The sequence below is a fragment of the Methylobacterium sp. Leaf123 genome (genome assembly GCF_001423405.1).
Classification (GTDB): domain Bacteria; phylum Pseudomonadota; class Alphaproteobacteria; order Rhizobiales; family Beijerinckiaceae; genus Methylobacterium.
In genome coordinates this window covers 136,456-149,145 of sequence record NZ_LMNS01000001.1, presented here as the reverse complement: position 1 = coordinate 149,145, position 12,690 = coordinate 136,456, and the positions used below count along the sequence as shown (strand labels likewise).

Annotated in this window: 11 protein-coding genes; 2 read left to right on the top strand and 9 right to left on the bottom strand. The window is 69.0% G+C overall.

The window, feature by feature from the left end; genetic code table 11:
- Window positions 1-10: 10 nt before the first annotated feature.
- Window positions 11-685, bottom strand: a complete 675-nt coding sequence (locus tag ASF53_RS00695; protein ID WP_056193774.1) for a YoaK family protein — start codon at window positions 683-685, stop codon at window positions 11-13.
- Between the two features lie 267 nt (window positions 686-952).
- Between ASF53_RS00695 and ASF53_RS00690 the strand changes: the two genes are divergently transcribed.
- Window positions 953-1,372 carry a response regulator gene (locus tag ASF53_RS00690; protein ID WP_056192311.1) on the top strand — a complete coding sequence of 140 codons (420 nt, stop codon included), beginning with the start codon at window positions 953-955 and terminating at the stop codon, window positions 1,370-1,372.
- Window positions 1,373-1,406: 34 nt separating this feature from the next.
- A complete protein-coding gene (locus ASF53_RS00685) occupies window positions 1,407-1,766 on the top strand; it encodes a hypothetical protein (protein ID WP_056192308.1) in 360 nt (119 codons plus the stop codon).
- A gap of 6 nt (window positions 1,767-1,772) precedes the next feature.
- Here ASF53_RS00685 and bioD read toward each other — a convergent pair whose 3' ends face one another.
- From bioD to ileS, 8 genes are all read right to left on the bottom strand, one after another.
- Entirely contained in the window at window positions 1,773-2,450 is a 678-nt protein-coding gene (gene bioD, locus ASF53_RS00680) for a dethiobiotin synthase (RefSeq protein ID WP_056192305.1), read from the bottom strand.
- Between the two features lie 196 nt (window positions 2,451-2,646).
- The gene (locus ASF53_RS00675) at window positions 2,647-3,420 is read right to left on the bottom strand and encodes a ferredoxin--NADP reductase (protein WP_056192302.1); all 774 of its coding nucleotides are present in this window, start codon (window positions 3,418-3,420) and stop codon (window positions 2,647-2,649) included.
- Between the two features lie 169 nt (window positions 3,421-3,589).
- Window positions 3,590-4,522, bottom strand: a complete 933-nt coding sequence (locus ASF53_RS00670) for a ring-cleaving dioxygenase (RefSeq protein ID WP_056192299.1) — start codon at window positions 4,520-4,522, stop codon at window positions 3,590-3,592.
- A gap of 183 nt (window positions 4,523-4,705) precedes the next feature.
- Entirely contained in the window at window positions 4,706-5,989 is a 1,284-nt protein-coding gene (locus ASF53_RS00665) for a M16 family metallopeptidase (protein WP_056192294.1), read from the bottom strand.
- Window positions 5,990-6,059: 70 nt separating this feature from the next.
- Window positions 6,060-7,442: a M16 family metallopeptidase gene (locus tag ASF53_RS00660; protein WP_056192291.1), complete on the bottom strand. Its 1,383-nt coding sequence runs from the start codon at window positions 7,440-7,442 to the stop codon at window positions 6,060-6,062.
- 191 nt (window positions 7,443-7,633) lie between these two features.
- Entirely contained in the window at window positions 7,634-8,338 is a 705-nt protein-coding gene (locus ASF53_RS00655) for a hypothetical protein (RefSeq protein WP_056192288.1), read from the bottom strand.
- 164 nt (window positions 8,339-8,502) lie between these two features.
- Window positions 8,503-9,018, bottom strand: a complete 516-nt coding sequence (lspA, locus tag ASF53_RS00650) for a signal peptidase II (protein WP_056192283.1) — start codon at window positions 9,016-9,018, stop codon at window positions 8,503-8,505.
- A gap of 217 nt (window positions 9,019-9,235) precedes the next feature.
- Window positions 9,236-12,211 carry an isoleucine--tRNA ligase gene (gene ileS / locus ASF53_RS00645; protein ID WP_056192281.1) on the bottom strand — a complete coding sequence of 992 codons (2,976 nt, stop codon included), beginning with the start codon at window positions 12,209-12,211 and terminating at the stop codon, window positions 9,236-9,238.
- Between the last annotated feature and the right edge of the window lie 479 nt (window positions 12,212-12,690).

The window sequence follows — 12,690 nt, the reverse complement described above, 5'->3', positions numbered from 1 at the left end:
GATTCTTCCTTCAGATCTTGGTCAGCGTCACGGGCGAGCGCCGGTACGCCAGAGTGAACAGGGTCGCGGCAAGGCATAGCCCGGCCGTCACACAAGCGGGAATCGCCAGGGCTGCGATTCCGAGATGCGCATGCGCGAGCGTGCCCGCAACCGCCCCGACGAGAAGCGCAAGCCAGACCGAGCCATCGCCGACCCAGCCCCATCGTGGCCCCCGCCCGGCCAGCGCCAGCGCCGCCTTCTGCCCGAACGCGAACAGCGCGCCCGTGACGAAGGTGGTGCCGGCGCGAAAGCCCTGAACATGGGCGAGCACCGCGTTCTGCCCGCCCATGGCGAGCGCCAGGAACAGCGAGGCCACGCCGACATGGGCGTGCTCGGCCGCCATGGCGACCGCCGCCGTCAGGGCAACGGCTTCCAGGCCGAGCACCGCGGGCGTGACCCAGCGCGGCGGGCACAGGGCGGCGATGGCGCCCCCCGAGACCGCGCCGACGAGGAAGGCGCCGATCAGCAGCGCCGGCAAAACCGCCCCGAGCGGCTCGCCATGGCCCAGCGAGACGGCAAGCTGCGTCGTGTTCCCGCTCATGAGCGAGGTGTAGAGGCCGCCGAGCCGGATGAAGCCGAGCGCGTCCACGAATCCGGCGAGCGCCGTGAGCACGACGCCGAAGCCAATCTGCCAGGGTCGGGTCACGGGGTCGGCACGATCGTTAAGGCGCTCTTCGAAAGGCGGGCGGGTGCGGGGGCGAAAGACGGCCTCATCCGACAAGGGGTTAGGCGCGTCATCGCATCGGGCGCGACCGAAAGCAGTTCCTGCACCCTACCGTCAAGGTTAACCGATCGGTTACCAAATGCGCGCAAATCGAAGCAATCACGGTGAACGAGGCCCTTCACGGTCCCGTTGGTCCGGCGATCCGCAAGCTCGGCTGTTGTCCGAGCACGGGTGAGTTGGAGTTCTGCCATGATCCCCTTCGCCTGCGTCCCCGCTGCCCTGCCGCCATTCTCCCTGGCGCGCCACGCCGACACGATCCTCGTGGTCGAGGACGAGTCCTTCGTCTGCGAGCTGGCCGTCGAGGCGCTGCTCGACGAAGGCTACCGGGTGCTGACCGCCGCCGATGCAGAGGAGGCAGAGGCGATCCTGTCGAGCGAGCACGTGGACCTGCTCTTCACCGATATCGATCTGGCCCGCAACACGAACGGCATCGCGCTCGCCCGCAGCGCCCGGCGCAGCCTGCCGCGCCTGCCGGTGGTCTACACCTCCGGCGGCCGCGACGGCCTCTCCTCCGCCGAGGCGGTGAACGAATCCGTGTTCATGCCCAAGCCCTACCGCGCCGCGCAGCTCGTGGCCGTGACCAACGACCTGCTGCGCCACCGCGGCTGAATTTCCCCGCCCTCAACCCATACGAGACGTGACCATGCGTCGCCTGATCGCCTGCGCCTTCCTGATGCTCGCCGCGATGCCGGGGGCCCGAGCCGAATGCAATGTCGAGGATACCGGGCTCGAACCGACGATCGCGGCCAAGAAAGAGCTTCAACAAACCAAGAACGCCCAGATCGTGCGCGACCTGCGGACGCTGCGCGACGCGGCGATCGTGCTCGAATCCTACGGCTTCCCGGAAGAATGCAACCGCCTCGTCGCCATCGTGAAGGGTCTGGCCGCCAAGCCCGACGACACGATCAAGCGCAGCAGCGACACCGACGAGGAGAAGGCCGAGGAGATCCAGGAATCCCGCGAGCCGAAGGCGCCGAAGGAGCGCGGCGGCTCCGGCCGGTAAACCGCCTCAGGCAATCCCGGGGAGATTTTCGGGAAAGTCCCCTCCCCGGCACAGGCAGCCGACGGGCGCGCGCGCGCGCCGCGCGATCTGCCCGGCCACCGTCTCGACCGGGACCGGCGCGCCCTCGCTCTCGCTGACGACGATCCCGACGAGCGGGATGCCATGCGCGCGCAGCGTCTCGACCGCCGTCAGCGCGTGGCTGATCGCGCCGAGATAGCTGCCGGATACGAGCAGCGCCGGAATGTCCTGTGATGTCAGCCAGTCGAGGCCGGTGGCGTCCTCGGTGATCGGGCTCATCAGACCGCCGACCCCCTCGATCACCACGGTCTCAGCGTCACCGGCCTCGGCCAGACGCGCGGCACACCACGCGACCAGCTCAGGCAGCGCGAGGCTGCGCCCCTCGCGGGCGGCGGCGAGGTCGGGCGCCAGCGGCGCAGCAAAGCGCCAGGGCGAGCAGGCTGCGACCGTTTCGGCCGTGACCGCGAGCCCCTGCGCCGCGAGCAGGCGGCCGGTGTCGCTCTCGGCGAAATCGGGATGGTCAAGCGGGGGAACGCCGCTCGCGAGCGGCTTCAGCGCCCGCACCCGCCGGCCCTGGCCGCGCAGCCGGCGAACGAGGGCGGCGGTGGTGTAGGTCTTGCCGATCTCGGTGCCGGCGCCGACGACGAACAGGGCGGGCAGAGGCATGGCGTGCGGATCGCTCGGGCACAAACGCGGTGTTGTCCCACCCGCGCCCTCGTCCTGAGGTGGCGGCGACAGCGGGCCTTGAAGGATCACCCAGTTTCCACGCGGTGTCTGGCCCCCCTTCGAGGCGGCTTCGCAGCCCCTCCGGATGAGGGCGTGAGCAGGAGCGGCCGAGCCCGGCCGCTCACTGTCGCAAGGCCTACTTCTCGACGAAGGCCTTCTCGATCACGTAGTGGGCCGCCTCGCCGTGGTTGCCCTCCTCGTAGCCGAGGCCGGTCAGCAGCTCGCGGGTGTCCTTGATCATCTCAGGGCTTCCGCACAGCATGAAGCGGTCGTTCTCGATCGACATGTTCGGCAGGCCGATATCCTCGAACAGCTTGCCCGAGGTCATCAGGTCGGTGATCCGGCCGCGGTTGCGGAACGGCTCACGCGTGACCGTGGGGTAGTAGATCAGCTGGTTGGCGATCATCTCGCCGAGGAATTCGTGCTTCGGCAGCGTCTCGGTGATGGTCTCGCCATAGGCCAGTTCCTGCACCTGACGGCAGCCATGGATCAGCACGACCTTCTCGAAGCGGTCGTAGGTCTCAGGATCCTTGATGATCGACAGGAAGGGGGCGAGCCCCGTGCCGGTGCCGAGCAGATAGAGGTTCTTGCCGGGCAGGAGGTTGTCGAGCACGAGCGTGCCGGTCGGCTTCTTGCCGATCATGATCGGATCGCCGACCTTGAGGTGCTGGAGCTTCGAGGTCAGCGGGCCGTTCGGCACCTTGATCGAGAAGAACTCGAGTTCCTCCTCGTAATTGGCCGAGACCACCGAGTACGCGCGCAGCAGCGGCCGGCCCTCGACCTCGATGCCGATCATCGTGAACTCGCCGTTGCGGAAGCGGAACGAGGGATCGCGCGTCGTGCGGAAGGAGAAGAGCGTGTCGGTCCAGTGATGGACGGAGAGGACGCGCTCCTCGTTGTACTTGCTCATCGGCCGCGGGTTTCCCGATTCTGGAAGCGACGAAACGGGGCTCTTCTCGCAGTCGCAGCATCCGCGTCAAGACGCAGCGCTGCCACAGCGGTTGGAATGTGACTTTGCCTGGAACTGTTCTTGAATCCGGCGCATGCCTGCCCCGGCGGGAGCGCATCGCCGGCTGGACTTACAGCGGCTTCAAGCCCGCTTCGATCTCCGCCCGGCGCGGTTCGAGGAAGGGCGGCAGCGCGAGACGCTCACCGAGCGATTCCATCGTCTCGTCGGTGGCGAAGCCCGGCCCGTCGGTGGCGATCTCGAACAGGATGCCGTTCGGCTCGCGGAAATAGAGGCTGCGGAAGTAGTAGCGATCGACGGGGCCGCTGGAGGGGACGCGGCGCTGCTTCAGGCGATCGGCCCAGGCATCATAATCGGTGTCCGGGATGCGGAAGGCGACGTGGTGGACGGCGCCCGCGCCCTGGCGGGCCTGTGGGCCCGTCCCTTTCAGAAGCTGGACCTCCGCGGCGGGACCGCCCTCCCCGGTCTCGAACACCGTCACCTCGCCCTCGGGCAGTTCGAAGGTCCGGGCGCGCCGGAAACCGAGGACCTGCGTCAGCACGGCTGCGGTGCGCTCGGGCTGCGAGACCGTGAGGCGAATCGGGCCAAGCCCCCGGATCTGATGCTCGGGCGGCACCGGGCTGCCCGCCCAGGGATGCGCCGGTCCCACGCCGCCATCATCCACGAGGCTGAGGCGCTGGCCCTCGCCGTCCTCAAAATCGAGGGTGAGGCGCCCGTCCCGCTCGATCGCCGGATGGTGATTTACGCCCTGACGGGCGAGATGCTCGCGCCACCACGCGAAGCTCTCCGCTCCCCCGACGCGCAGCAGGGTGCGTGAGATGCTGTCGGTGCCGCGCCGCTCGGCAGGTGCGGGCCAATCGAAGAAGGTGATGTCGGTGCCGGGCGAGGCCCGGCCATCGGCGTAGAACAAGTGGTAGGCCGAGACGTCGTCCTGATTGACGGTCTTCTTCACGAGCCGGAGCCCCAGCACGCGGGTGTAGAAGGCGAGGTTGTCGGCCGCCTGCGCCGTGATGGCGGTGACGTGGTGGAGTCCGGTGAGCTGCATCGCTTGAGGCCTCGCGCGGGGAGCGGGTTCGGCCTCCCCAGATAGGGACTCCCAGCGCGAGCCCAAGGCGCACGGCTCATTCCGGCATCGCAGGCCGTACCAAACCGCTGGACCCAAAAGGAAAAGGCCGGCGACGCGTCTCCGCGTGCCGGCCCCTGTCGAGATCGAATTGGTGAGAGGCGCCTACAGCCCCGTGGGCCGCCCCGCGGCGACGACCAGCATCTTGCCGTCGCCGAGCGTGCGGGCACCGGCCCGGCGGATATCGGCCTGGGTCACGCTCGCCACGAGGTCGTTGCGGCGGGCGATGTAGTCCATGCCGAGGCCCTCGAAGGCGATCTGCACCAGTTGGTTGGCGATCTTGGTCGAGGTGTCGAAGCCGAGGGCGTAGGAGCCGGTGAGGTAGTCCTTAGCCTTCTGCAGCTCCTCGTCGGAGGGGCCGTCGGTGATGAGGCGGTGGATCTCGTCACCGATCACGTCGAGGGCCTCGACGACGCGCTCGTTCTTGGTGGCGGTGTAGCCCCAGGTCATGGCGACCGCGCGGTGCGAGGTCAGCGAGGTGCCGACCGAATAGGCCAGGCCGCGCTTCTCGCGCACTTCCTGGAACAGGCGCGAGGTGAAGGCGCCGCCGCCGAGGATGTGGTTCAGGACGTAGGCCGGGATGAAGTCGGGGTCGCGCCATGCCACGCCCGGCATGCCGAAGCGGATCACCGATTGCGGCACGTCGAGATCGACGACGATGCGGCGGCCGAGTTCGTTGATCGCGGTCGGCGGGACCGTCTTCAGCGGGCCGGCCTCGGGCAGGGCGCCGAAGGCGCGGGCGATCATGCCGGTGATCGTCGCCTCGTCGAAGGCGCCCACAGCGGCGACCTTCAGGCTGCCGCGGCCGATCACGGCCCGGTGCAGGGCCACGAGGTCGTCGCGGGTGATCGCCGACAGGGTCTCGATGGTGCCCGCCGAGGAGCGGCCATAGGCGTGCCCCGGGAAGGCCTCGCGGAAGTAGCGGCGGGAGGCGAGCACGCCGGGATCGTTCTGCTGGTAGCGCAGGCTCGCGATCATCTGCGCCCGCACGCGCTCGATCGAGGGCTGATCGAAGCGCGGCTCGGACAGCGACAGGGCCAGCAGACGGATCGCCTCGTCGGCATGGGTGAGCAGCGTCTTGAGCGAGCCGCCGATGGAATCGGGGCCGGTGTGGAAGCTCAGCTCGATCGCGCGGGCCGCGAGCGCCTCTTGGAAAGCATCCGAGTCGAGGTCGCCCGCGCCCTCGTCGAGCAGCCGCGCCATCATCTGCGCGGTGCCCGCCTTGCCCTCCGCATCCTGCGCCGCGCCGCCCTCGAAGGTGAAGGAGAGCGCGATCATCGGCACCACCGGCGAGGCGACGTGCCAAGCCTCGATGCCGGGGGCGGCCGCCAGCGGCAACGCCTGGGTCGGCGACGTCGCGGCGCGGGTGCCGGTCTCGGCGAGATTCATCGGAAGTTCCTTAAAGCGTCTTTTCGCAAAGGGCGCCGCCACCGGGGGCGGCGCGAAGAATCGGGTCGTCTCAGGCGATCGCCACGTCCGGGTCGCGCGCCTTGGTGAGGTAGCCGGTCACCGAGCGGGCGGGCACGAGGTAGCGGGCGGCGACCGCCACGAGCCGGTCATGGGTGACCGCTTCGATCTCGACCGGCCAGCGGCGCACCTCCTCGACGGTCTCGCCGATGGCGAGCGCCGAGCCGTAGATGCGGGCGAGCGAGCTCTGCGAATCGGAGGAATAGACCGTCTCGGCCACGAGCCGGATCTTGGCCCGGTCGATCGCCTCGGCGCCGAGCGCCTCGGGGACGCGGCGCAGCACGCGATCGATATGCTCTTCCAGGGCCTCGAGGGTCACGCCCTCGGCCGGCACGGCGTAGACGGCAAAGCGCGTGTCATCCATCGCCGAGCCCATATACCAAGCGCCGGCATTCACCGCGACGCCCATCTCCAGCACCAGCTTGCGGTAGAGGAACGAGGTCGCGCCGCCGCCGATCACCTCGGCCAGCAGTTCGAGCGCGTAGCCCTCGCCGTCGCGGGCGGTCATGCAGGAGGGGGTGAGGTAGAGGCGCTGCAGGGTCGGCTGCTCGACCTTCGGGTCGGCCACGGCGATCCGGCGCATCGCCCGCGGCTCCGGCTCGCGCGGGCGGGTGCGCAGCGGCCGCGTCCCCTGCGGCGTCACCCGGCCGTAGGTGTCCTCGGCCAGACGCCGCACCTCGTCCGGCGTCACGTCGCCGGCCACCACGAGAATCGCGTTCTCGGGGGTGTAGAAGCGCTTGTAGTAATCGATCGCGTGGCCGCGGTTCAGCTCCTCGATCTCGTGCATCCAACCGATGATCGGGATGCCGTAGGGATGGTGCACGAACAGCGAGGCGGCCATCGCCTCGGAGAGCTGCGCCGACGGATCGGTCTCGACCCGCATCCGGCGCTCTTCGAGCACCACGTCGCGCTCGGGCGCCACCACGGCGTCGTCGAGGACAAGACCGCCCATCCGGTCGGCCTCGAAGGCCATCATCGTCGAGAGATGGTCGCGGGCGACGCGCTGGAAATAGGCGGTGTAATCGTAGCTGGTGAAGGCGTTCTCCTGGCCGCCGAGGGACGAAACCGCCTTCGAGAAGGCGCCCGCCGGGTGCCGCTCGGTGCCCTTGAACATCAGGTGTTCGAGGAAGTGGGCGATGCCGGACTGGCCGATCGGATCATCGGCCGAGCCGTTGCGGTACCAGACCATGTGCGTGGCGACCGGCGCCCGGTGATCGGGCACCACCACCACATCGAGCCCGTTATCGAGCACGAAGGCGGAGACCTCCGGGCCGCCGGCCTCGGAGCGCCCGAACGGGGCGGCGTCCACGCGGCCGGCGTGATTCAGGCCTCGCTGCGGTCCTACGGGCGCGATGGCCTTCCGGTAGAGGTGCATCCCAATGTCCTTATGCGGGGGCTCTTCCGCCCGCCGCGCTTTCCGTCCCAAGAATCCCGGCATTGTCCCGTGATCGGTCGCCGGTGGCAAATCCCATACCGCGCGGCGTGTCCGCGCGGTGACGGTCCATCCGGATGCTGGGGCCTTCGCCGACCCGCCGCAATCGACGGAACCGGGCGAAAGGTCCGCTCTCAGCGCCCGGACGAGTTCCTCATATAGGCACGCGGGTCGGCCTCTTCACGGTCGCTGATCGGTCCACCCACAGGACCGCCCTGCGGTTTGGCGACCTTGATCGGCGCCTTGCGGTAGCCGGTGGGGGGATCGGTCAGCGTATCGCGGTCGGGCTCGACCAGCGACGGTTCGGTCTTGTCGGGCGTGCCCTTGAGCAATTCGAACGGGTTGAGCCAGGTCGAATCGCGGGTGTCGCCCTGGCCGGGTGCGTTCGCCGGCCCGGTGAGCGCGCCGGCGCCCGCGCGGCGGCCAGCCTCCATCTCGTAGATCGAGAGCGTCTCGTTGTTGTCGTTCATGCGGCCTTGCGCGCCGCGCACGATCGGCTTCTTCGCCTCGATGGCGGCGCGCTCGCGCTGGACCACCTCCGGATCCTTCGGCCAAGCGGGATCGGCCTGACGGGCGCGGGGCGGCGGCAGGCCGGCGGTCAGATCCTCCTTGCCGCCGAGCTTGGGCGGCATCGCCAGCGGCGCGCGCTCGCGATAGGTGATGGCGGGACGGTCCGGTTCGATCAGGCCGAGATTGCTCAGCGTGTCGCGCATGAATTCGCCCTCGGCGCGGGCCGCACCGACGGCGAGGCCGGGCAGCAGGGCTGCGCCCAACGCCGCTCTCAAAGCCAGAGGACGAATCGATCCGAAAGCCCGCGAGACGCTGCGCCGACCGTTCATGCCGTTTTCCCCAAGGCTACGGACCGGCCCCGCCCGCTTTTGATCCGGGGCGGTCAGCCGGACGTCACTTCATCGTGAAGTACGCGTCGAGCCCACGCAAACCGAGGTGAGCCGGGTTTCGGGCGAAGGTATGGCACCTTGACGCGGGCGGGATGAACCTGACGTCACGCCTGGGGACGGTCACCGGTCCCGGCAACGTCTGGGCTCGGGGCGCGGGGGGCCGGCCGCAGGCTGTCGAGGATCAACCCGACGACACCCGCGACGATGGCCGCATCCGCCACGTTGAACACGTACCAGGACCACGTTCCGGCGTGCAGGTGAACGAAGTCGAACACCGCGCCGTAGGCCGCCCGGTCGATGGCATTGCCGAGCGCACCGCCGACGATGAGGCCGAGCGCCACCGCGAGCAGCCGCGAGCCGGCCCGGCGCATCCACACCGACAGGCCGATGGCGGCGGCGAGCGAGACCGCGACGAGCAGCCAGCGCCCGAACCCGCCCTCCTGCTGGAACAGGCCGTAGGAAACGCCCCGATTCCAGACCACGACGAAATCCGCGAAGGGCGCCAGCCGCCAGGGCTGCGTCATCACGAGGTCGGTGCCGAAATAGAGCCAGAGCTTGGTGGCCTGATCGAGCACCAGCGTGGCCAGCAGCGCGATCAGGCCGGCGCGGAAGGGGGTCATGGCTGTATTGGGTCCAGAGAACCGTTTGACCGACCCGTTCCGGCGAACGTCACGATCCTCATGCTGAGGTGCTGCGCCAGCAGCCTCGAAGCACGCCACGCGGCTTCTCCCGGCAACCGGCGCCATGGGATCGACCGTTCCGGGGTGCTTCGAGGCCGAGCTTTCGCTCGGCACCTCAGCATGAGGAGCGACGGATGCGCCAAGCGAAACGATTCCGTCACACGTCCCCGGGATGCGCAGCATCCCACTCCCGCAGGGCCCGCGCATCGCGGGGCGTCACATCCGGGTAGTCCGGATCGCTGCCGACCTCGGGCGTGACCCGCCAGGAGCGGGCGCATTTGATGCCCGCGGCCCGCTCGGGCACCACGGCCACGCCCTTCACCTCGTCGAGGCGGAAGGCATCCGTTGGGCCCTCACCGGCGCGCACCGTGATCGCCGAGGTGATGCAGATATCGGCGAAATCCACGCCGTCGAGCGCGCCGAGCAGATCGGAATCCGACACGTAGACGGTCGGCGCCGCCTCGAGGCTGGCGCCGATGCGCTTGGCCGCGCGCTCGATCTCGAGCGCGCCGGTGACGACGCGGCGCACCTTGCGGATCTTCTGCCAGCGGGTGGCGAGCCCCTCGTCGCGCCACGCGGCAGGCGTTTCCGGCAGGGTCTGGAGATGCACCGAGCCGTCTTCCGACGGGTAGCGGTCGAGCCACGCCTCTTCCGCCGTGAAGGCGAGAACGGGCGCGAGCCAGATCACGACCCGGCGGAACGCCTCGTCGATCACCTGGAGCGCGGCGCGGCGGGTCACCGAGGAGATCGGATCGCAGTAGAGCGCGTCCTTGCGCACGTCGAAGTAGAAGGCCGAGAGGTCGCCGGTCATGAAGCCGTTGAGCAGCGCGACGATCCGCTTGGTGTCGAAGGCCGCGTAGGCGTCGCGGATCTCGCCATCGAGCTGCGCGAGACGATGCAGGATGAAGCGCTCCAACTCCGGCATCTCGGTGAAGGGCACGTCGTCGCCCGGCACCCGGTGGGCGAGGGAGCCGAGCATCCAGCGCAAGGAGTTGCGCAGCTTGCGGTAGGTCTCGGCGAAGGTTTTGACGATCTCCGGGCCGATGCGCAGATCGTCGGAATAATCGGCCGCCGCGACCCAGAGGCGCAGGATGTCGGCGCCCGATTCCTTGATGACGTTCTGCGGCGCGACGACGTTGCCGCGCGACTTCGACATCTTCTCGCCCTTGGCATCGAGAACGAAGCCGTGGGTCAGCACCACGTCGTAGGGCGCGTGGCCCCGCGTGCCGCAGGATTCGAGCAGCGAGGACTGGAACCAGCCGCGATGCTGGTCGGAGCCTTCGAGATACATCACCGTGTCCGGCCCGCCATCGACCGCGCGGCGGATGCCGGCAAGACCGGGGAAGGCCTCCGGATCATCGAGCACGAAAGCGTGGGTCGAGCCGGAATCGAACCACACGTCGAGGACGTCGGTCACCTTCTCGTACTTCGCCGGATCGTAATCGGGCGCGAGGAAGCGCTCGGTGGCGCCCTCCGCGAACCACGCATCCGCGCCTTCCGCCGCAAAGGCTTCGGCGATGCGGGCGTTGACCGCCGCATCGCGCAGCACCTTCGAGGTCTCGCGCTCGACGAAAACGGTGATCGGCACGCCCCAGGCACGCTGGCGCGAGACCACCCAATCGGGCCGGCCCGCGACCATGCCGTTGATGCGGTTCTTGCCCTGCGGCGGCACCCACTGGGTCTGCTCGATGGCGTGGAGCGCCGTCTCGCGCAGAGTGCGGTTGCCGAGCGAATCCACCGCCCGGTCCATGGCGATGAACCATTGCGGCGTGTTGCGGAACAGGACCGGCTTCTTCGAGCGCCAGGAATGCGGGTATTGGTGGCGCAGCACCCCGCGGGCGACCAGCGCGCCGACCTCGGTCAGCGCGGCGATCAGCGCCTTGTTGGCGTCGCCCTTGTCGCCCTTGGCGGTGAAGACGAAGCGGCCGGTGAAGCCGGGCGCCTCCTCCGTCAGCATGCCATCGGCATCGACAGTGTAGGGGATGCGGGTGTCGATGCCGGCTTCCGTGAGGCGGCGGCCATTGGCCATCCAGACCTCGAAATCCTCGCGACCATGGCTTGGCGCCGTGTGAACGAAGCCGGTGCCGGCCTCGTCAGTGACGTGCTCGCCCTCCAGCAGTGGCACCGCGAAGCCGTAGCCGGAATCGAAGGCGTGAAGCGGATGCGACAGGGTGAGCCCTGCCAGGCTCGCCGCCGGCACGTCGGCCACACGCTCGAATGCCTCAACGCGGGCGGCCTTGAACACGCCCTCGGCGAGCGCGTCGGCAAGGACATAGCTGTCGCCGACCTTCGCCCAATTGTCCTCAGCCGCTTCCGTAACGCGGTAGAGCCCGTAGGCGACGCGCTTCGAATAGGCGACGGCGCGGTTGGCCGGCAGCGTCCAGGGCGTGGTCGTCCAGATCACGACGCGGGCGTTCGCCAGTTCGGCCGGGGCCCCTTCGCGGATTGGGAACGCCACGAACACCGTGTCGCTGACATGCTCCTCGTACTCGACCTCGGCCTCGGCGAGTGCGGTCTTCTCCACGACCGACCACATCACCGGCTTCGAGCCGCGATAGAGCTGGCCGGAGGCGGCGAACTTCATCAGTTCGGCGGCGATGCGCGCCTCGGCCGGATAGGCCATGGTCGAGTAGGGATGATCCCAATCGCCGGTAACGCCGAGGCGCTTGAACTCGTCGCGCTGGATGTTCAGCCACTCTGCGGCGAAGGCCCGGCATTGCTGGCGGAATTCCAGCACCGGCACCTCGTCCTTGTTCTTGCCCTTGGCGCGGTACTGCTCCTCGATCTTCCACTCGATCGGCAGGCCGTGGCAGTCCCAGCCCGGCACGTAGTTCGCGTCGCGGCCGAGCGCACCCTGGGAGCGGACGACGACGTCCTTCAGGATCTTGTTGAGCGCGTGGCCAATATGGATGTTGCCGTTGGCGTAGGGCGGGCCATCATGCAGCACGAAGCGCGGGCGGCCCTTCGCGGCGGCGCGGATCTTTTCGTAGAGGTCAATCGCCTTCCAGCGCTCCAGCAGGAGCGGCTCGCGGGTGGGTAGCCCCGCGCGCATCGGAAAATCGGTCTTGGGCAGAAACAGGGTCCGCGAATAGTCGCGGGCGGCCACGGGGGCGGCGTCGGTCTGGTCGCTCATGGCGGGGTTCGGCAGGCTCTCGTCGCGGGGACGGTCATAAGAAAACGGGCGGAAGCGCTTCACCCGGCATCCGGCGCGGCCGCTGAACGCGGCGCCTACGCGGAGGCCGGGCCCGTAATTCGCAGCGGAACGAGGAAGAGGCCGAACATGGAGCGCTTCTAGAGCGCCCGCCCGCCAAGGGGAAGCCGCTTCGTCGCGGGGCCGGAGGACAAAGGAGAACCGGCCCCGATGCATTGGACAGCGGGTGAAGGACGGCTTGCACCGGCCCCGCTTCCTTGCCATCAGCCCGGCCCGAAGGGCGCCCCGGCAACCGTGACGCGATGCCGAGTCAAGATGCGCGGCCGAGGTGGCTGGATAAGATACGCGGCTAAGTCGAAAGACTCTTTAGTTACAAACGCCGCGCCGACTACCGAGGTGCGATTGAGCACCGCGAACAAACGGAATAGCGTCCGCCCAAAGCCGCCCGGGCGAGGCCGCGC